Below are 20422 nucleotides of genomic sequence, written 5' to 3'. Positions count from 1 at the left end.
TCAATGCAAAAATCAAGGCATTCAGGGCTCAGTTCAGAGGTGTCACCAACATTGAATTCTTCCTGTTCAGACTATCAAATATCTATGCTTAAAATAACCAGCTCCCCAGCTATTCCGGCTGATCCCTTAAATATCGTATGCAATTACAAACGTCGATTTGTGAATAACCCCGGATGTTTGTTGGAAGAGCTGTTTGACGGATATTATTATTCTTTTCCCTACTATTTTTCATTCCGTTTTTCATTTTTTGGAATATTGTTGCAGTTTTGCATTAAAGTCCATTTTGAATGTCTATTCTATTTAAAGGTCTCCGTCTTGTTAACTCTGAAGGTTTAGGTGAATCCGGGGATTATGTTTTTGATAAGGGAGAATTAACCCAAAGTATTACAAGTGAATCTTCTCGGTTTGATCAGGAAATTGATGCTTCTGACTGGCTATGTTCAGCAGGGTGGATTGATTTGAGGTGCGGTATGGGGGAGCCCGGACACGAGTATAAGGAATCCATAGAAAGCCTGGCCGATTCCTTAGTAGCCAGTGGTTTTTCTGCTGCCGTTATTCTTCCCAATACTGACCCTGTAATCCAATCCAAAGGTGACGTTGACTTTGTACTTAATCGCGCAAAAAAATACACGCCTCAGTTATTGATTCAAGGGGCGGTGACCAGAAATACAGACGGTGAAAATCTTACGGAAATTCTGGATATGCACCATCAATCGGGTGTGTCCGTCTTTGGCGAGGGAGTAAAGCCCCTGGCTAATGCAGATCGCTATATGAAGATTCTTCAATATCTGCAGAAATTCAATGGTGTACTTTTTGACCATGCTTACGATCCTTTGCTTGCAATATTTGGACATATGCATGAAGGTGAAAATTCAACTATGCTTGGGGTGAAGGGTATTCCGAATTTAGCTGAAGATGTAGCTATACAAAGAAATCTAGAAATAATCAGATATACCGGCGGACGAGTTCATTTTCAGACTATAAATACCGCCAAAGGCGTTGATCTTATCAGAAAGGCAAAAGCTGAGGGACTGGAAGTAACTGCTGATGTTTCTATTTACCAGTTATTGTTCTCAGATGAGGATTTAATGGATTTTGACCCTAATCTTAAAGTTAGGCCTCCTTTCAGAGGACAAAATGACAGAAAGGCACTCATTGAAGGATTAAAAGACGGGACAATAGACGCGCTTGTAAGTAACCACCAACCCGAAGACCTGGATTCAAAATTCATGGAATTCGACCTTGCTAATTTTGGGATGATTGGCCTACAGACCTTTCTCCCTGGTCTTGTTTTGCTTGAGAAAGAACTTGGATGGCCACTTTTGATAGAAAAAATCACTTCCAAGCCAAAGGGGATTTTACCTCATAGCTTATCGCCGACATGGACTATCTTCGATCCTAAAGCTGAATGGATATACAATGAGAAATCAAACAAATCCCTTTCTTCAAACTCGCCTTGGTATGGAAAAAAACTGACGGGACAAGTGAGGTATGTGATTCAGCAGGGACAACTGATAGAAGTAAATGTATAAATACTTTAGTACTGCGTATAAGTTTGGAGGTTTCGCGGGGGCTTTAAGTGTCCTTTCGTTCATTGTCCTATCTTTGTTATATCCTGACCCGACAAATTTGAATTTGATCTTTGGATATATAATCACACCAATTTCTATATTTTTGGCCATCAAATTTTTCAAAGAGTATAGTAATCATGGCTATCTTTCGTTCTCCGAAGGAATGTCGGTAGGATTTGTTACTTATATGCTCATAGCGCTGGTTTCTTTGGTAGGGATATGGTCAGTACTGATGATAAACACTGATCTTTTCAACCAAATAAGAGAGTCAAAACTTACGGTATTGGATACAAGTAAGGATTCTATAATCTCCCAAGTAGGCGAGAATTCATTCGATCTCACACTTGAAAGCATCAGTAAATTGGTGCCAATGGATATTGCTTTGAATGATGCATTATGGAAAATCATCCCTGGACTGTTTTTTACTATTATTATATCTATTATTTTAAGGAAAAATCCTAACTAACAAACTCATGGAAGAACAACAATCTCCTTTTCAGGCAGCGATTAAACCAGGCTTAATCATAGGGCTGGTATCCTTGGCTATAACTTATTTAGCCTATTTTATCAATTCTTCTTTATTGGCTTCGGGCTGGTTTAGCCTGGTTTCTCTAGCGATTGCCGTGGCCTTTGTTATCTATTTCGGGTCTCAGTTTCGAGCCGAAAGGGGAGGGTTTATGTCTTTTGGTACGGCATTTAATTTTAGCTTTATATCACTGGTGATTTCAGCAGTGGTGGGAACCATTGGGCTTATGGTCCTCTATCAAGTTGTGGATCCTTCTCTTCCGCAAGTATTGGCTGATGAAGCCTTCCAAACCACCTTGGAAACCATGGAAAAATTTGGTGCATCTGTCGATGCAATGCCTCCAGAGCAGTTGGAAGAAATGAGAACGGCTACGCTTGATGGATTTACTGTCACTGGACAGCTAAAAGGTTTTGGATTTATCTTGATATTTTATGCTATAGTTGCCTTAATTTTGGGAGCGATCCTAAAGAAAAGAGACAAGTCTCTCGATTATTAACTTATGCCTCAGATTTCAGTTGTAGTTCCCGTATTTAACGAAGAGGAATCTCTGCCTGAATTAACTCAATGGATTAGCCGGGTCATGCATGATCACGGCTTTTCTTATGAGTTGGTTTTTATTAATGATGGTAGTTCAGATAACTCCTGGGGAATTATCAATACGCTAGCCCAAAAAGGCGATGAAATAAAAGGGGTGAATTTTACCAGAAACTATGGGAAATCCGCAGCGCTGGATGCAGGTTTTAAGAAAGCTAGCGGGGATGTAGTAATAACCATGGATGCTGATTTACAGGATAGCCCGGACGAGATCCCTGGACTTTACGTGATGATTACTGAAGGAAAGTTTGATGTGGTGTCAGGTTGGAAAAAGGAGCGCCATGATCCCTTAACAAAAACAATTCCTTCTAGGTTTTTTAACGGAGTCACCAGGTGGATCTCAGGAATTAAGTTACATGACTTCAATTGTGGTCTCAAAGCCTATAAACTGAAAGTGGTCAAAAACATCCAGATTTATGGTGAAATGCACCGGTACATTCCCCTGCTTGCCAAATGGAATGGCTTTGGTAAAATAGGTGAAAAGGTAGTGCGGCATCAAGCTAGAAAATACGGCTACTCCAAGTTTGGGTTAGAGCGGTTCTTGAATGGATTTTTGGATTTGATATCTGTTTCGTTTGTGCACCGTTACAAAAAGAAGCCTATGCATTTTTTTGGGCTTTTAGGAAGTCTTTCATTTTTGACGGGGTTTATAATTACCTGCTGGTTGATTTTTGAGAAAGTTTATAGTCTGGGTAAAGGGCATAGGGTAAGAGAGATCACCGATCAGCCTTTGTTTTTTTTGGCTCTGGTGGCATTAATTATAGGTGTACAGTTGTTTGTGACCGGATTTATTGCTGAACTAATGACCTCCAATCAAGCCAAAGATGCCGAATATAAAATCGATGAGGAGATAAACTTCGACTATTGATGATGTTCTCGGTAATCATACCGGTTTACAATCGACCTGAAGAATTACACGAACTACTTCAAAGTCTCCTTAATCAAAGTTTTACTACTTTTGAAGTTGTAGTGATAGAGGATGGCTCGATGAAGGATTCTAGAGCTGTAATAGACTTTTTTAAAAATCAACTTCGTATTAATTATCTTGTCCAAGGCAATACAGGTCAGGGATTTGCCAGAAACAATGGGATGAAGGTTGCCCAGGGAGATTTTTTTATAATTCTGGATTCAGATGTGATTTTGCCTTCTGATTACTTGCTTAAATTGTCTCTGGCGATTAAAAACCGAAATCTTGATGCTTTTGGAGGTCCGGATGCGGCGGCAGAGGATTTTTCTGCCTTGCAAAAAGCTATGGACTTTGCCATGACTTCCTTTTGGACTACCGGAGGAATACGTGGTAAAGTGAAAGATCCCGCCAAGTATCAGGCTAGGGGATTCAACATGGGGGTATCCCGGAAAGTATATGAAGCAACCGGAGGTTTTCTGGATCCCAATCAAGGGGAGGATATCGAATGGGGTATCCGGATAAAAAAAGCCGGGTTTAAACTGGAATTGGTTTCAGAAGCCTATGTTTATCACAAACGTAAAAATACGCTGAGGACATTTGCCAAACAGGCTTTTTCATTTGGTAGAAACCGGGTGAATGTGTCTCGATTTCATCCTGGTGCCATACAGGCTGTTCATTGGCTTCCTTCCCTGTTTTTGTTATTTTCAATCAGTATACTTGTTTCCTTTTTTGCAAATAGGTCATTATTTCTGCTTGGGGCGTCCATATTTTCACTTTGGAGCTCAGGCGTGGTTATTACTTCAGCTATACAGAACAGCTCAATCAAGGTGGGGGTGCTGAGCTGGATTACGTCGGTTTCCCAACTTTGGTCCTATGGGCTTGGATTGCCACTGGAATTGATGAATAAAGTGAGAAAAGGTTAATTGCTTTTTTTACACACAAAGATAATTTCATCAGATGGAAGGGCATATTGCTTGACTTTAGCCGGAGAGATTTCTTTCACAAACCGGTTTTCATCGATAAGCAGTCCTGATTTTCTCAATCGCTCGGCATAATCTTCCCCATACTTCCTCACATGGTCCCGTTGGCCAAAGATCCGTTCCCGCTCAGAAGGGGCTTTTATGCTTTTGTCCTCTAGGGTGCATTTGATAGGGTAAACTGGGGATTGTAGTATTCCCCATCCATCCGGCTTCAATACCCGGTTAAATTCAGCACAAGCTCTTATATCATCTTCTACATGCTCCAAGACATGGTTGCAAAAGACCACATCAAAGCTGTTTTCAGGAAAGGGGATGTCGTGAACATCCATTTTCACTTTTGCCAGAGGTGATTCTATATCCGCAGTGATATAATCCAGATTTGGTAATGCCTCAAATCGCTCAATAAAACAATGCTCGGGAGCTACATGGAGCACTCTGAGTGGAGCTGAAAAAAAATCCGTCTTTTCCTTAAGAAAAAGCCACATCAGACGATGACGTTCTAAAGACAAACAATTAGGACAGAGTGCATTTGTCCGGGCGATACGTCCATAGGGAAGAAACTTTTTATAACTATGGTCACAAACCGGACAGGTGACTTCCTTACCGGAGTTCATCTTGGAAAAAACCTTCATCACAACTGGACTTATCCGCTGCAATAACGGTCTAGGGACATATCGAATAACGAAACTGATAATGGACTTCATGCTGATTTTAATCTGTCTGCAAGTTACGCAAAGGGTCAAAAGCAGCGTAACAAAAAACCAATGTTTTGCTTTTTTAGATTTTTTAGGATTTCAAACGCAATAAGTCTCTTGTTTGTAGGGAATCAATCAGTATTTTAGTTGATAAGTATGGTTTTCCTTTTTCAATCCTAACTATTGTCTATATGAAGTTCACCTATTTATTTTTTATCAAAAGCGTCATCGCTGTGGTTGTTTGTTGTGCGGTTCTCGATAAAGCACAAGCCCAGGAGGTTCTCACTTTTACCCTGCAGGAACTGGTTCAGCAGGCTAAGGACAACTCTCCCTCTGCGCTAAGAGCAAAAACCAGAAAGGAAAATCTGTACTGGAGGTATAGGCTCTTTAAATCAGATTATAATCCCCAACTTAGACTGAACGGCACAATTCCACGGTATTATCAGGAATTTAATAACATCACACAGCCAGACGGCTCTATAGAGTTTATTGAAGTGAAACAAAACTTGATGGACTTAGAATTAGGATTGGAACAGGTGATAGGTGCTACGGGTGGTGTAGTGTCTGTTAATACATCTACTAATAGATTTGATAATTTCTTGTCAAATCCAGGGGAACCTCAGACTAGATATTCGGGAGTCCCGGTAAGAGTTGCGTTGAACCAGCCAATATTTGCGTATAACTCATTTAAATGGAATAAAAGAATCGAGCCTTTGCTCTATGAGGAAAGTAAGCGGGCGTATGTGAAAGAAATGGAAGAAGTTTCCATATATGTCACAAGTCTTTACTTTGATTATTTGGCAGCCCAAGTGAATTATGAGATAGCCACTGCTAATCTGAAAAATACAGCACAGGTTTTCCAAATAGAGAAGAGAAGAAACAGATTAGGGGAAACACCGGAAGATGAATTGTTGCAGGTAGAGCTGCAGGTTTTAACAGCCCAACAACAAATGGCGGAGGCGCAGCTTTCACTTGAAAGCGCCTCTTTTGCGATGAACTCTTTTATAGGGCTAAATCAATATTCAAACTTAAACCTAGTCTCTCCCGTGGATATTCCGGATTTTGAAGTGGATGTTGACCGAGCCTTAGATCTTGCTTTTCAAAACAGGGAGGAAGTTATAGGATTTGACCGTCGGAAAATCGAAGCAGAAGCGGAAGTCGCCAGGGCGAGGGGAGATCGTTTTCAGGTGATGCTCAATGCGAGCTACGGATATAACAATGCTGCTTTTAATTTGCCCGATATATATCAAAATCCAAACACCCAAGCACTGGTCAGTTTGGGTCTTTCTGTTCCTGTTTTAGACTGGGGAAGAAACAAAGCCAGAATGTCCATGGCGAAGGCAAATCAGGAGCTAGTGCAAAACACCGTTGCACAGGAGTTGATTGATTTTGAGCAGGGGATTTTCACCAAGGTTAAAAACTTTCTTATGATCAAGGAGCGGCTAAACGTAACCAAAGTCTCTGCTGATGTGGCCCAGCGGAGGTATGATATAGCCCTGAAAAGATACCAGACCGGTAATGTCAATATTACCGATCTTAATATTGCCCAAAATGAAAAAGATGCTAACAAAAGAGCCTTTTATACATCATTGCGGGATTTTTGGATAGCTTATTATGAGTTGAGATCTCTTACCTTATATGACTTCGAAAAGGGAGAATTGCTATACGTCCCAGGTGCCGATCAGTGATGTGCCTGAGTTATGAATGCTCTCTGATGTACCGGTCGAGTTTAGCCATCTTTTTCTCCAATTTCTCTATAGACTTAGTCCGTTTATTGATTTTCTTGGTGATTTTGTCGATGTCGTTGGGAGACAGCTTTCCAGCTGACCTCTTCTTTTCAAAATCCGCTTGAAGACTTTGGCGCTTTTCGGTTACTTTTTGATGTTCTTCCGTGTACTTCTGGAGTTGTACTTTCGATTTTTCTACTTTCTCCTGGGTTTTGCTGTCTGAGCTTGAGATTATCACTTCTTGGGCAAAACTGATTGTTGGAGAGACTAGGCATAATCCAACGAATAGAGTCAAGGCTAATACAAGATTTTTCATACGTTTATATATTTGATTTTTCTTGGTTACGCCTGCCTCGGGCAGGTTTGACGATTAAAACAATCATTGTCCTGTGTGTTTTAATGATGATTTTAATCGCGTCGATTTCATATAGTGGTTGGTGGTAAGATAATTTTATATAAGATGAAACGGTAGCGTTTTGTTTAGGTTTTTATGGCATGTCCGTATTATCTGCCTCGCCTTTGGGCAATCTGCCTGATTTTTTAAGGGATTCCCTGATAATCCACTCCAACTGTCCATTGGTACTACGGAACTCATCTGCGGCCCATTTTTCGAGTGCCTTCATCATGTTTTCATCTAACCTAAGCGCAAATGCTTTCTTTTTTGGCATAACTTATTCCTCCATCCAGTTTTCAAGGAAGTCCCTGAGTTCTTTTGGCCTCATTGTTCCTATCATTATTCTTTTCTTTTCACCCACATCCAAAAGCAATCCTTCAGATCCCAAAACCGAATAGGCTTTGGTCGTCTTGTTTCCTTTGATTCCCCATCCTCCATAGTCAATTAGGGGCTGGTAATGGATGACTTCCCAGTTTTTAATCTGGGATTTATCATATTTTCTCCAACTTCTTATGAAAGGGAAATAACGAAAAGAGATCCCATAATCATCGATCCTGGTTTCCAGCTTGATTTTGAAAATTAGAATCAAAACCATCGCCATGATCCCCACTACTATGCCAAGTATAATGCCCATTTCCTCCTTGTCTTCTCCTGTAAAATAAAGTACAGTGAGCAAAATAATCGTAGGGATCTCTACACAGGCTATAAAGTACATCATCCAAGTACCAGTATAGCCTTGGCTTTCCTTATATACTCTGTTTGCCATTACTATTGGTGTAGTGTTCCCACATTTAATACTGGGGATGCGCTTTTATCAGAGCATAGAACTACCATCAGGTTGGACACCATCACTGCTTTTTTTTCATTGTCAAAATCCACGATTTCTTTGAGTTTGAGATCTTCCAAAGCCATCTCTACCATCCCTACCGCTCCTTCGACTATCTTTTGGCGCGCCGCTACTATGGCTGTCGCCTGTTGTCTTTGGAGCATGGCAGAGGCTATCTCCGAAGAATAAGCTAGATGCGATATCCTAGCTTCAATCACCTTGATCCCGGCATGATGGAGACGCTCACTGATTTCTTGCTCCAAGGAGTGATTGACTTCTTCGACTCCGGATCTCAAGGTGATTTCCGCCTCCTCTGCCTCAAAATTATCATAAGGATAGAGACCAGCCATCTTTCTGATAGCAGCATCAGATTGTAAATGGACGAAATTTTCATAGTCATTTACATCAAACGTCGCTTTGAAAGTGTCCTCTACCTGCCATACAACAATGGTTCCGATCATTACAGGATTGCCGATTTTGTCATTGACTTTTACAGGTTTGTTTTCAAAATTCCTCACTCTAAGTGATATTTTTTTCTTGGTCATAAAGGGGATGACCCAATAGAAACCGTTGGCTTTTACGCTGCCTTTGTATTCCCCGAACAGGAGAAGAACCATGGATTTGTTTGGCTCTACAATGAAAAAACCCGGGAAAGTCGCTGCCCCTAGAACACTTATGACAATCAAAGCGAGATGACTGGCACTTATGAGGGCAAAAGTAAATAGGACAATAATGAGCAGAATCATTGAATATCCTGAAACGGGCTTAGTTGTCTTTTCCATATTGTTTTGATGTTAAAATGATATCATATTGAATTACGGAAAAATTCTTTGCATGTTCAAAATTCCCCAAAAAAAATACCCCGAGGCTACCGGGGTATCTTTAGAAAAGGGGTATTTACTAGAGAAGGGGTGTTTACTTTTTCTTAGTGAAGAGAGAATCTACAAATTCTTTACGGTTAAAAATCTGTAGATCAGTCATTTTTTCACCTACGCCAATGTATTTGACGGGAATTTTGAATTGGTCAGAAATGCCTATAACTACCCCGCCCTTGGCAGTGCCATCCAGTTTGGTGATCGCAAGGGAAGTGATTTCAGTCACTTTTGTAAATTCTTTAGCTTGTATGAACGCATTCTGTCCTGTGGATCCATCGAGCACCAATAGGATTTCATGAGGTGCATCAGGAATGAATTTTTGCATTACCCTCTTGATTTTGCCCAGCTCATTCATCAAGTTTACTTTTGTATGCAAGCGGCCTGCGGTATCTATAATTACCACATCGGCATTGGTGTTCACGCCTTGTTTTACTGCATCGAATGCCACAGAAGCAGGGTCTGTATTCATGCCATGGGAAATAACGGGTACTCCTACACGGTTTCCCCATAAAATCAGTTGATCGACGGCGGCAGCCCTAAACGTATCAGCGGCTCCTAAGACTACAGACTTTCCTGCCGCTTTGAAAAGATTTGCAAGTTTGCCTATAGTAGTTGTCTTACCAACGCCGTTTACCCCGACAACCATAATCACATAGGGTTTTTTGCCTTCAGGCAGATCAAAGTCTCCTTCATTTTGACTGTTATTTTCCTTGAGGAGATTCTCAATCTCTTCCTTTAGGATCATGTCCAGTTCAGCGGCATTGACATACTTATCTCTAGCTACACGCTCCTCGATTCTTCGGATTACCTTGATGGTAGTATCTACACCCACATCGGAAGTGATGAGGATTTCTTCCAATTCATCCAAAACCTCATCGTCCACTTTGGACTTGCCTACGACGGCTTTACTGAGCTTTGTGAAGATGTTTTCGCTTGATTTCTGAAGGCCTTGATCGAGACTTTCTTTTTTGTCTTTTGAAAAAAAACCAAAGATTCCCATACTTATGCTTTTTAAAAGTGGAATATAACGAAAAAGTCCCTGCTGACCGTTGGACAGAGGGACTAGAATTCCTTATGTTGCGGTTTGCAACTTATTTTTTCAAGGTTTCCTGTACCAGTGGGGAAGGAACCATTTCTTCTCTGAAGGTGTAGGCGCCAGTCTTCTCAGATTTTACCGCTTTGATTACTTTGGCGTAAGACACGCCACCTTCTTTTTTAAGGGTTGCTACTACTTTCTTAGCCATGGTCTTGTCGTTTTAACGGAATCGCTTCCGAGCTAGATTACTTGATTTCTTTATGAACAGTCACTTTCTTCATGATTGGGTTGAATTTCTTCAATTCCAATCGTTCAGTAGTGTTTTTTCTATTCTTGGTAGTGATGTATCTTGAAGTACCTGGCAAGCCTGAAGCTTTGTGCTCCGTGCATTCCATAATCACTTGTACTCTATTGCCTTTCTTAGCCATCTTTGTATTGGTTTAAGGGTCGTGACCTTGATTATCTGATTACAATCATCCCGTTATCCTGAGCTTCTTTCAAAACCGCCGTGATACCTTTCTTATTGATAGTCTTCAATGCCTTAGTACAAACTTTCAAAGTGATCCATGCATCTTCTTCTGGAACGTAGAACGTCTTCTTGTGAAGATTTGGGTAGAACCTACGCTTAGTTTTGTTGTTTGCATGGGAGACGTTGTTACCTACTCGAGGTCTTTTTCCGGTGATGTCACAAACTTTTGCCATGGTAATGTATAGTAAATTGTATCCGTTTCTGTAATGAGTCTGCAAATATCGGAACTTTTTGGTGATTTACAACAATGGGTTTCAAAAATATTCCCTTTTATATCAGACTTTTGGGTAAGGACAGTGTTTGCAGCCACTTCCACAGCAATACCCACGTTTTAGATGGTATTTCTCTGTGAAAACCATCAGTCCCTGTTCATTAAAATAAAAGTCTTCCGAGCTTAATGCCGGAGTCGGAAGTGGCTTCTTGGGATCTTTCATGGTTCGGGCAGTGGCTTTTGCTATATTTGGACTTATCCAGTCCTTATTATATAGTACACAAATTTACGAAAAACATGCAGACTATCACTTCGAGTAAACAAGCAATAGATTTAGAAGATAAATATGGTGCGCATAATTATCATCCGCTTCCGGTGGTTCTGGCCAGGGGAGAAGGTGTTTTTCTTTGGGATGTGGAAGGTAAGCGTTACTATGATTTTTTATCAGCCTATTCTGCGGTCAACCAAGGGCATTGTCATCCTAGGATTAAAGATGCCTTGATCGGGCAGGCCAGTACCTTGACGTTGACTTCCCGTGCTTTTCATAATGATGTGTTGGGGCCATTTGAGAAATACATCTCTGAATATTTCGGTTTTGATAAGGTGCTCCCTATGAATACCGGGGCAGAGGGTGTGGAGACGGCGATCAAAATTGCCAGAAAATGGGGATACGAGAAAAAAGGGGTGGATGAAAACAGAGCAAAGATCGTAGTGGCAGAAAACAACTTCCATGGAAGGACCACTACTATTATTTCCTTCTCAAATGATGAGAACGCGCGTAAAAATTTCGGTCCTTATACTGCTGGATTTGTCAAGATCCCATTTGATGATATTTACGCCTTAAAGACTGTATTGGATGATCCGGACGTTGTGGCTTTCCTGGTGGAGCCTATTCAGGGTGAAGCCGGGGTATATGTTCCCAAGGCTGATTACTTTAAAGAAGCAAAAGCTGCCTGTGAGGCAAAGAATGTATTGTTGATTGCGGACGAAATTCAAACCGGGATAGCTCGAACAGGTAAGTTGTTGGCGGTTGATCATGAAGATGTGCGTCCGGATATTTTAATACTGGGAAAAGCCGTTTCCGGAGGGTTTTACCCGGTTTCATTGGTGTTGGCGGATGACGAAGTGATGAATGTGATCAAACCTGGGCAGCATGGTTCTACTTTTGGAGGAAACCCACTTGGGGCTAAGGTGGCAATGACTGCTCTGGAAGTAGTGAAAGATGAACGACTTGCTGAGAACGCTGAAAAGTTAGGGGAATTGTTCCGGTTAAGAATGCAGAAACTGGTGGAGAAATATGATGTGGTGAGACTTGTGAGAGGCAAAGGGTTGCTGAATGCGGTAGTGATCAATGATACTGAGGAAAGCAGTACTGCCTGGGATATTTGTGTGGCATTGAAAGATAATGGTCTCTTGGCCAAACCTACCCATGGTAATATTATCCGTTTTGCGCCGCCATTGGTGATGACCGAGGAGCAAATTCATGAGTGCTGCGATATTATAGAGAAGACTATAGCAGCTTTTGAAAAATAAATATTGCTGAGATTATGTCAAAACCTTCCCGGTATGGAACTTGGGAAGGTTTTTTAGTGTCTTAGACTTAATTTTAAATCATCATAAAACTTGACCAACACATGTTACAGGCTGTTATTTTTGATATGGATGGGGTAATCTGCCACACCAATCCATTTCATTCCATAGCATTCCAACAGTTTTTCGCAAAGCGAGACCTAAATCCTACAGAAGAAGAATATGCCGCGCACATGTATGGAAAAAACAATGGGTATATTCTGAGCCATTTTCTGGGAAGGAAGATAGAGGGGGAGGAACTGGCAATGCTTGAGGATGAAAAAGAAGGACTCTTCAGGGAAATATATAAGGATGAAGTGAATCCTATCACAGGTTTTATGGAGTTTTTCGAAAAGCTGAAATCTGAAGGGCTGCTTACTGCTGTGGCGACTTCTGCTCCAAGGGCAAATCTTGATTTAATAATAGGAACCTTGGGTATAGGCACGAAGATGCAATCTCAATTGGCTTCTGAGGATGTGGCGAAGCATAAGCCTGATCCGGAGGTTTATCTGAAAAGCGCTGCAAAATTAGGAGTAAAGCCTGAAAACTGCCTGGTATTTGAAGATTCTTTCTCAGGGGCGAGCGCTGGGATAAATGCCGGTATGAAGGTGGTGGGTGTACTTTCTAGCCATACAAAAGAGGAGCTTCCGGTTTGTGATTTGTATATTCAAGATTATAGGGAGCTTAGGGTTGACTATTTGGTTGAGCTATTTAAATAAGTGAAAAATCATGTATTAAAATTGATTCAAATAATACCTTTATATAAGATAGTTGAAAATGGCCATGAACAGACGCCCGAGAAGAAACCGAAAGTCCGAATCAATTAGGAATCTGGTAGAAGAAACCAGTCTTTCAGTGAAAGATCTGATCTTTCCTATGTTTCTGGTAGATGGAGCGAATAAAAAGATTGCGATTGATTCCATGCCTGGCATATACAGATATTCAATAGATACGATGTTGGGTGAAATAGAGAGCTGTCTGAATCTGGGAATTCTGGCGTTTGACATCTTCCCTGCTTATCCCGACAGTTTGAAAGATACTGTTGCTTCTGAGAGTTATAACCCGGAGACATTTTACCTAAAGGCGCTCCGCGAAATAAAAAAACAATTTCCAGAAGTCTGCCTGATGTCTGATGTCGCGATGGATCCATACAGTAGTGACGGGCATGATGGTTTGGTGAAGGATGGAAAAATCTTGAATGATGAGACCTTGGAGATATTGGCACGAATGTCTCTAGCCCAAGCTGATGCGGGTGTCGATATTATCGGCCCCTCAGATATGATGGACGGGAGAGTAGGTTATATTCGGGAACTTTTGGATAAAAGTGGGTTTACTGATACTTCCATTATGTCCTATACGGCCAAATATGCCAGCGTATTTTATGGGCCTTTTCGGGATGCCCTTGACTCTACTCCTAAATTCGGAGATAAAAAAACTTATCAAATGAATCCGGCCAATTCAAAAGAGGCACTGATAGAGGGGGAATTGGATACTGAAGAGGGTGCCGATTTTCTAATGGTGAAGCCGGCTCTTTCTTACCTGGATGTTATAAAACTCCTAAATGATAGATTTTCCCTGCCAATAGCGGCCTATAATGTGTCCGGTGAATATAGCATGGTGAAGGCTTCCGTAGAAAGAGGATGGATAGACAATGACCGGGCAATGCTGGAGATTTTATTGAGCATGAAACGTGCGGGGGCCAAGGTGATCCTGACTTATTTCGCCAAAGAGTATGCGGCTTATTGTAAAGGGAGATAGAAGGAGTATCCTGTTGTATTTTCACATGTATAAAAATCAATGGGATGAGTTTTTCATAAACTCTCCCTTTTTTTCATAAAATCGCATCACATTAAATTCAAGATTTTTTAACATTTGATTTTGACTTAACATTGGCGTAACATTGAAAAGCACACTTATCTATTGCTTTCCCAGGTTATTCAGCTGTTAAAGGCATTTTAGAGGCTGTTTTTCTTACCTAACAATATAGTATTGTTAATGGATAAATAACTTTGGGTTCACTATGTGTAAATCTTGGAGTTAGACCTTTGTGGCGCTGTACAATTTCTAATTTAAACTATTTCCTGTATGCGAATCCGTTTCGCTGCAGCGGTTGTCTTATTGATGATGATCTCACTCAGTGCTTTTGCAAGGGGCGCAGAGGGAGATTCGCTGCAGAACAAAATACCTGAGTCATCGACTCCGGTAAACTGGTATGACCGTATCCAACTGCGCGGTTATGTCCAGGTAAGGTACAATGGGCTGATTGAGACGAATCCTGATTTGGGGTGCTCCCAATGTGATAAGTCTTGGGGGAGTGGAGGTTTTTTTCTCCGTCGAATCCGGTTGGTATTGTCTGGGCAGATCCACGAGCGGATATACCTGTATATACAGCCTGATTTTGCTTCTGGGGGCCAAAACTTTGCGCAGATTCGAGATGCCTATTTCGATGTGGGGTTGGATGCCAAGCAGGAATTCAGGCTGAGGATTGGGCAGTCAAAGGTTCCTTTTGGATTTGAAAATCTACAGTCCAGCCAAAACCGTATTCCTTTGGATAGGAATGACGGGTTAAACTCTGCCGTATTGAATGAGCGAGATTTAGGTGTGTTCTTATATTATGCACCAAAGGAGATCCGAGAGCGATTCAGTTATCTGGTTTCCTCTGGATTAAAAGGATCTGGGGATTATGGGATGTTCGGTTTGGGCCTGTATAATGGGCAAACAGCAAACCTACCGGAAAAGAACGGAAATTTTCATGTGGTTTCAAGAGCCACTTACCCGATGAAGTTACCTTCCGGTCAGTTCGTCGAGGCTTCATTGCAAGGTTATGCAGGGAAATTTGTGATCAATAGAAATCCTCTGACAGATTTTGATCGGATTGAATTTCCAGAATATAGATTCGGGACCACCTTTATCATTTATCCGCAGCCATTTGGGCTTCAGGCAGAATTTAATTGGGGAAAAGGGCCAGAATTTAATCCTGACACAAATGATGTGGAATTGACTTCTCTTAAAGGTGGATATGCGATGCTGTCTTATATGAAAGATACCGCCAAGGGAGCCATCATTCCATTTTCAAGATATCATTATTACGCTGGTGGAAAGAAATTTGAGATGGATGCTGCCCGGCACAGAGTGAATGAACTCGAGGTGGGAGTGGAGTGGCAGATTAATAGAGCGTTGGAATTAGTGACTATGTACACTGTATCTGATCGCTCGGCCCAGAATTCACTGGATCCCTTGAATAGGGAGCGTGGAAGTCTTCTAAGGATTCAAGCTCAGGTAAATTTCTGATGCCAAAGGAGACGTAGAATCATTTTTAAGAGACGGGGTTATTGCCCAGACCCTCACCAAAAAAAAACTAATCAATAAGGTTTTTTTGGTGAGGGTTTGGTTTTTAATTGGTGAAAAAGGGGAGGGCTGTGCAAGATCTGATTTGTCGTTTTTTTGATTATCGTTACAGATCGGAAGTACAGGTTTTTTAAATCCAATTGCTCAGATGATCTTCCATATAGTATATGCAGTCCTACTCATCCCTTGTGGTTCGGGGGGGGGGGCGTTATATGCGATTTAAATTCTTCCTGGAAGCCCTGGTCAATTCGGATATGGCTTTGGGAGAAAAGGTCGTTTGATTTGATTCAGTAGATGTATTTCTGTTTGAAGAACCTGGAAGGTGTTTTTGGGTGTGAATTGACCTTCATGTCACCATATTTTTGTCTTTTTTTTAAAATACGGGTGTTAAAGCGATAGGTTTTTGCTTGAAAAACAATGGTTTTTAAAATGTGGATTAGAAAAAAAATCATTTTCATGAAAATTTATATTTTTCATAATTTAGAGGATGTTTCTTAAAAATCTGATTTTTTTATTTTTTCGATATATTATTTCATTTGTTATGGTTTTTTGGTGAAAAAATTCTGATAAGGGCTTTTGCTTTCAGGAGTGGGCGAATATTATAAGTATTTACCAAATAATATTTCATTTTAGTTAAGGTTTAAAAAAGAACCTATTTTTGGCAAATAATTATCAAATATTCAAAAATAGGGTATAATTTGATATAAAATATTGTGTTTTTATGTTCTTTGTTCAATTACTGATTTGTTTTTTTATCATTTTTATAATTACATTCGAATCTCATAAATCAATTGAAACCTATTGGAAATTTTGAATTTTGACCTTTTAACTAATTCTAACCTATGAAGTATTTCGCAACCTTGTTGGCCCAAGATCTGGCCACAACAGTGGATTTATCCGCTGAGATCTCGCAGAATGTCCTCTCGACAAACAATGTTTGGATGATGCTTGCCACGGCGCTTGTGTTTATTATGCATCTTGGCTTTGCTGGAGTTGAGGCAGGTTTTGGCCAGGCCAAAAACACGGTAAACATCCTGTTTAAAAATACCATTACCCCCATCATCGGAATCCTGTCTTATGCCTTTGTTGGGTTTTATCTCATGTATCCCGGCTTTGAAGTACCAGGATGGTTTGCTTTTGACGCCTCAGGCTGGGGTATGTTCTGGTTTTCACCCGAGGATGCTGATGTAAGTACCGGATATGCAGATGGAGGCTATACATATTGGACAGATTTTCTGTTTCAGGCCATGTTTGCAGCTACTGCGGCGACCATAGTTTCGGGTGCGATTGCAGAGCGGGTGAAATTGTGGGCTTATCTGGCATTCACTTTATTGTATGTGGGGATAGTGTATCCATTGATCGGCAGCTGGAAGTGGGGCGGAGGAGCGCTGGATGCTATGGGGTTCTATGACTTTGCTGGGAGTACTTTAGTTCACTCCGTAGGTGGATGGGGAGCCCTTGCCGGGGTGATATTAGTTGGGCCTCGAATCGGAAAATACGTCAATGGGAAAACCGTGGATAAGCCAGGGTCAAGTGTTCCACTGGCAGTAATCGGGGTTTTCTTGCTGTGGTTAGGCTGGTTTGGGTTTAATGGTGGATCAGTATTGTCCGCAGACCCGGGATTAGTGTCATTTGTTTTGGTGACTACTTGTCTGGCAGCTTGTGCAGGAGGTATCGGAGGGTTCCTTGCGGGTAATCTGGTGTTCAAAAGATTGGATTTAGGTATGGTTCTCAATGGAGTCCTTGCCGGGTTGGTAGGCATTACAGCTGGAGCGGATGTCATCAATCCTTTAGCTGCCGTTTTTGTGGGTTTTGTAGCGGGAATATTGGTGGTGTATTCTGCCGTACTTCTGGATCGCTTGCATCTGGATGATGTAGTTGGGGCCGTATCTGTTCACCTGACCTGTGGAATCTGGGGGACCTTGGCAGTGGGGATTTTTTCCACCAATCCAGAGCATACATTCTTAACCCAGCTCATAGGGGTTTTGATTTGTGGTGCGGCGGCTTTCTCAGCGGCCTTCCTGATTTTCTTTATCCTTAAAAAGACAATTGGAATCCGTGTCTCTGAAGAGCATGAGCGTAATGGCCTGGATTCCCACGAACATGGGATCAGGGGTTATACCATTGTTTACGACGAATAGTCTTTCCTATCCTGCCAAAGGATCGGAGGCTAGGTTCTTTGGTAGGGTTTTATTTCTAAAAACCAAGTTTAAACCTATACCTAATTAAAATCATGAAAAAAATTCAACTACTACTAATGGCATTCCTCGTTTTAGGTGCCGCTAACGTTTATGCCCAGGAGGTTGTTATAGTAGAGGAGGAGGAACCGTCTAAATTGACTTTCTCCGGTTCTGTCGATGCGTATTTCAGAACAAACTTTAATGGCCCTAACAAGGGCGAGAATATTCAGGCTCCAGCTTCATCATTTGGCAACCTTCCTGGCTTTTCTTTGGGCATGGCAAATATCATTGCGACTTACCAAGGTGAGAAAGTAGGAGCTGTAGCTGATTTGGTGTTTGGGCCAAGAGGAGAAGATGCTGTTTTTGGTTCTCCTATGTATGCGGGCGGAATGGCCGGCAGCTCTCAGATAGTGAATCAACTCTATGTGTACTGGAATGTGAACGATGTGGTGACTTTGACCATGGGGAACTTCAATACCTTTCTTGGGTACGAGGTGATTTCCCCGACCGCCAACTTCAATTACTCCACTTCATATATGTTCTCCTATGGCCCATTCTCCCACACTGGATTGAAAGCGGACTTTGCGCTTTCTGATAAGTGGTCACTAATGGCAGCAGTAATGAACCCTACAGATATGACGGAGTTTAACCTACTGGGAACTTATACTCTCGGAGCTCAATTGGGTTATTCTGCTGATGCCGGAAGTGCGTATTTAAACTTTGTGTATGGAGATCAGGACGGCAAGCTTGACATAGATAGTCCGGGGTTGGTTTCAGGGCAGTCATCTATGGGAAGTTTGTTTCAGGTAGATTTGACAGCTGGACTCGATTTGTCCGAGACGATCTATTTAGGGTTAAATACTACTTATAACACCACTTCTGCGGGAGAAATATATAACGGATCTACTATAGATGATCTGGATGGTGATGGTGCAGGATTCTTTGGTGTTGCGGGCTACTTGCAGGCAAAGACTTCAGATAAGTTCTCTATAGGACTTCGAGGAGAATACTTCAGTGTGTTTAATGGAGGTTTGGAAGATGTAGTGGGTGTTAATGCCGATGGCGATGGTAGTGTTTTTGCTACCACACTTTCAGGTAACGTAAGATTAGGCAAAAACCTAACGCTTATTCCTGAGTTAAGATTGGACTCTATGAGTGAGGACTTCTTTAAAGATAATGATCTGAATGATTCAAAGAGCCTAGCATCATTTATGTTGGCGGCAGTATTTGCTTTCTAAAAATATAAACAGGGTCTATTGTCAATCTTTAAAGCCGGGATGAATTTTATCCCGGTTTTTTATTTTCCTCGGTTTAAACTTTAAAGTAGGTTTTTTCCGAAGCTTATTTTTCCCAAAATGCTGTTGAAGATTGAGTTTTCAGATTGTTTTTACACTATATAAAATAAGTATATTCGATATTTAAAGAATATAATTTTACAAAATATCGAAAAAGATGTCTAAAATATCGAGTTGATGTAACCTTTTCATTCTCTACCAGTATAGTATTATAAGTTTCAAATAAACTATACATGTTATGAAGAGATCGGTATTATTACTTGCAATTATGATGGTATCGGCAGTGGGATTTTCACAATCAACCTTGAAAGGTCCAAAAGCTAAGAACGCAACTGCCGCTGAACGTGCAGCAAATGCTTCTCCATTAAAGTTCAAAATTGAGCCATTAGAACTCAAGGGGCCTGCAGCCAAAAATGAGAAGGTGTGGAAGCGGGAAGCTGTGCAAACTGAAACAGTATTTGTTCGAAGAGAACAACCGCTAAAAGGGCCTAAAGCTAAAAACAAAAAAGTGTGGAAGGATTAATCTTCCTTTTGATAAAATTAATTCAGATAGGTTAATTGATTAGGCCCGGGAGAGATCCCGGGCTTTTGTCGTTTACAGATCCTGCTCTCTTTCTAGCATCAAAATAGCTGCTTGGGAGACTATGTAATATTTCTCCCCTTCGTACACTACCTCATGGGATCCGGAAAGTAAGAATATGGCCAAGTCCCCTTCCTTGGCTTGAAGAGGAACGTATTTCACTTTTTCTTCACTGTCCATCCAAGGTTCATGATCATCGCTAGCTACCGGGATTGGATATCCTGGGCCGGCCTTGATAATGTATCCTTGCTGAACTTTTTCTTTTTCCTGAACGCCGGGAGGGAGATATAAGCCTGAGCCTGTTTTCTCGTCAGGCTTTTTTAAGCGGATAAGTACCCGGTCTCCAACTACAATGAGTTTCTTCAGTTTATTGTCAGATGTTAATTGCATGATTGTTTTTCTATAATCAAGAGTATAGAGTCAATTGTCTTCACGTCATTTGATCTTTAACTAAAAAAGAGGCTGTCTCAAAAGTAGCTAGTTTAAAAGGCTAGTCGATTTCTCGGCTAGCCTTTCCTGTTTTAACTCAAAACATGTATTTTGAGGTGTGCAAAAACAAGACTTAAATGTAGCCTTTAA

At 41.1% G+C, this 20422-nt stretch carries 24 protein-coding genes; 13 read left to right on the top strand and 11 right to left on the bottom strand.

What is annotated here, in order from left to right; genetic code table 11:
* Positions 1–287: 287 nt before the first annotated feature.
* Genes LZF95_RS25560 through LZF95_RS25540 form a run of 5 tightly spaced genes read left to right on the top strand, consistent with a single transcriptional unit; the run spans position 288 to position 4521 of the window.
* A complete protein-coding gene (locus LZF95_RS25560; RefSeq protein ID WP_233758291.1) occupies positions 288–1532 on the top strand; it encodes a dihydroorotase in 1245 nt (414 codons plus the stop codon).
* Positions 1525–2037 (top strand): DUF4199 domain-containing protein, encoded by a 513-nt coding sequence (locus tag LZF95_RS25555; protein WP_262912333.1) that lies wholly within the window; start codon positions 1525–1527, stop codon positions 2035–2037. Before LZF95_RS25560 ends, LZF95_RS25555 begins: the two co-directional genes overlap by 8 nt.
* A gap of 7 nt (positions 2038–2044) precedes the next feature.
* Positions 2045–2593, top strand: a complete 549-nt coding sequence (locus LZF95_RS25550; protein WP_233758290.1) for a DUF4199 domain-containing protein — start codon at positions 2045–2047, stop codon at positions 2591–2593.
* A 3-nt stretch (positions 2594–2596) separates the two neighbouring features.
* Entirely contained in the window at positions 2597–3559 is a 963-nt protein-coding gene (locus tag LZF95_RS25545; protein ID WP_233758289.1) for a glycosyltransferase family 2 protein, read from the top strand.
* Positions 3559–4521 carry a glycosyltransferase family 2 protein gene (locus tag LZF95_RS25540; RefSeq protein ID WP_233758288.1) on the top strand — a complete coding sequence of 321 codons (963 nt, stop codon included), beginning with the start codon at positions 3559–3561 and terminating at the stop codon, positions 4519–4521. The genes LZF95_RS25545 and LZF95_RS25540 overlap by 1 nt, the downstream gene beginning before the upstream one ends.
* Here LZF95_RS25540 and LZF95_RS25535 read toward each other — a convergent pair.
* A complete protein-coding gene (locus LZF95_RS25535; RefSeq protein ID WP_233758287.1) occupies positions 4518–5282 on the bottom strand; it encodes a class I SAM-dependent methyltransferase in 765 nt (254 codons plus the stop codon). The genes LZF95_RS25540 and LZF95_RS25535 overlap by 4 nt on opposite strands.
* Positions 5283–5464: 182 nt before the next feature.
* Between LZF95_RS25535 and LZF95_RS25530 the strand changes: the two genes are divergently transcribed.
* Entirely contained in the window at positions 5465–6961 is a 1497-nt protein-coding gene (locus LZF95_RS25530) for a TolC family protein (protein ID WP_233758286.1), read from the top strand.
* Between the two features lie 10 nt (positions 6962–6971).
* Here the strand turns inward: LZF95_RS25530 and LZF95_RS25525 are convergent, their stop codons facing one another.
* The 9 genes from LZF95_RS25525 to LZF95_RS25485 all read right to left on the bottom strand — a co-directional run bounded on the left by LZF95_RS25525 (position 6972) and on the right by LZF95_RS25485 (position 11094).
* Positions 6972–7316, bottom strand: a complete 345-nt coding sequence (locus LZF95_RS25525) for a hypothetical protein (RefSeq protein WP_233758285.1) — start codon at positions 7314–7316, stop codon at positions 6972–6974.
* A gap of 172 nt (positions 7317–7488) precedes the next feature.
* Positions 7489–7668: an Arc family DNA-binding protein gene (locus LZF95_RS25520; RefSeq protein ID WP_233758284.1), complete on the bottom strand. Its 180-nt coding sequence runs from the start codon at positions 7666–7668 to the stop codon at positions 7489–7491.
* Positions 7669–7671: 3 nt separating this feature from the next.
* Positions 7672–8160, bottom strand: coding sequence for a hypothetical protein (locus tag LZF95_RS25515; RefSeq protein ID WP_233758283.1), 489 nt, complete (start codon positions 8158–8160; stop codon positions 7672–7674).
* A 2-nt stretch (positions 8161–8162) separates the two neighbouring features.
* Entirely contained in the window at positions 8163–9002 is an 840-nt protein-coding gene (locus LZF95_RS25510) for an SPFH domain-containing protein (protein WP_233758282.1), read from the bottom strand.
* Between the two features lie 133 nt (positions 9003–9135).
* Positions 9136–10095 (bottom strand): signal recognition particle-docking protein FtsY, encoded by a 960-nt coding sequence (ftsY, locus tag LZF95_RS25505; RefSeq protein WP_233758281.1) that lies wholly within the window; start codon positions 10093–10095, stop codon positions 9136–9138.
* A 91-nt stretch (positions 10096–10186) separates the two neighbouring features.
* Entirely contained in the window at positions 10187–10339 is a 153-nt protein-coding gene (locus tag LZF95_RS25500) for a DUF4295 domain-containing protein (protein ID WP_233758280.1), read from the bottom strand.
* Positions 10340–10376: 37 nt separating this feature from the next.
* A complete protein-coding gene (gene rpmG / locus LZF95_RS25495) occupies positions 10377–10559 on the bottom strand; it encodes a 50S ribosomal protein L33 (RefSeq protein WP_057939355.1) in 183 nt (60 codons plus the stop codon).
* A gap of 31 nt (positions 10560–10590) precedes the next feature.
* Positions 10591–10833 (bottom strand): 50S ribosomal protein L28, encoded by a 243-nt coding sequence (gene rpmB, locus LZF95_RS25490; protein ID WP_057939354.1) that lies wholly within the window; start codon positions 10831–10833, stop codon positions 10591–10593.
* Positions 10834–10935: 102 nt separating this feature from the next.
* Entirely contained in the window at positions 10936–11094 is a 159-nt protein-coding gene (locus LZF95_RS25485) for a DUF5522 domain-containing protein (RefSeq protein WP_233758279.1), read from the bottom strand.
* A 74-nt stretch (positions 11095–11168) separates the two neighbouring features.
* On the opposite strand from LZF95_RS25485, the gene rocD reads away from it, so the two are divergent.
* The 7 genes from rocD (at position 11169) to LZF95_RS25450 (ending at position 19786) form a co-directional block, all read left to right on the top strand.
* The gene (gene rocD, locus LZF95_RS25480) at positions 11169–12404 is read left to right on the top strand and encodes an ornithine--oxo-acid transaminase (RefSeq protein ID WP_233758278.1); all 1236 of its coding nucleotides are present in this window, start codon (positions 11169–11171) and stop codon (positions 12402–12404) included.
* Positions 12405–12505: 101 nt separating this feature from the next.
* Entirely contained in the window at positions 12506–13159 is a 654-nt protein-coding gene (locus tag LZF95_RS25475; RefSeq protein ID WP_233758277.1) for an HAD family phosphatase, read from the top strand.
* A gap of 64 nt (positions 13160–13223) precedes the next feature.
* Positions 13224–14198 (top strand): porphobilinogen synthase, encoded by a 975-nt coding sequence (gene hemB, locus LZF95_RS25470; protein WP_233758292.1) that lies wholly within the window; start codon positions 13224–13226, stop codon positions 14196–14198.
* Between the two features lie 327 nt (positions 14199–14525).
* Complete coding sequence (locus tag LZF95_RS25465; RefSeq protein ID WP_233758276.1) at positions 14526–15731, top strand: porin; 1206 nt, start codon at positions 14526–14528, stop codon at positions 15729–15731.
* Positions 15732–16630: 899 nt separating this feature from the next.
* On the top strand, positions 16631–17929 hold the full coding sequence (locus LZF95_RS25460; RefSeq protein WP_233758275.1) for an ammonium transporter: 1299 nt from the start codon (positions 16631–16633) through the stop codon (positions 17927–17929).
* A 92-nt stretch (positions 17930–18021) separates the two neighbouring features.
* Complete coding sequence (locus LZF95_RS25455) at positions 18022–19206, top strand: porin (RefSeq protein WP_233758274.1); 1185 nt, start codon at positions 18022–18024, stop codon at positions 19204–19206.
* Between the two features lie 295 nt (positions 19207–19501).
* On the top strand, positions 19502–19786 hold the full coding sequence (locus LZF95_RS25450; protein ID WP_233758273.1) for a hypothetical protein: 285 nt from the start codon (positions 19502–19504) through the stop codon (positions 19784–19786).
* 72 nt (positions 19787–19858) lie between these two features.
* Here the strand turns inward: LZF95_RS25450 and LZF95_RS25445 are convergent, their stop codons facing one another.
* Positions 19859–20233 carry a co-chaperone GroES family protein gene (locus LZF95_RS25445; RefSeq protein WP_233758272.1) on the bottom strand — a complete coding sequence of 125 codons (375 nt, stop codon included), beginning with the start codon at positions 20231–20233 and terminating at the stop codon, positions 19859–19861.
* Positions 20234–20422: the final 189 nt, after the last annotated feature.

It is taken from the genome of Algoriphagus sp. AGSA1 (assembly GCF_021390545.1).
In the GTDB taxonomy this organism is placed as follows: Bacteria; Bacteroidota; Bacteroidia; order Cytophagales; family Cyclobacteriaceae; genus Algoriphagus.
Note: the sequence above shows the minus strand (reverse complement) of the source record. Positions and strands in the feature narration are given on the sequence as shown.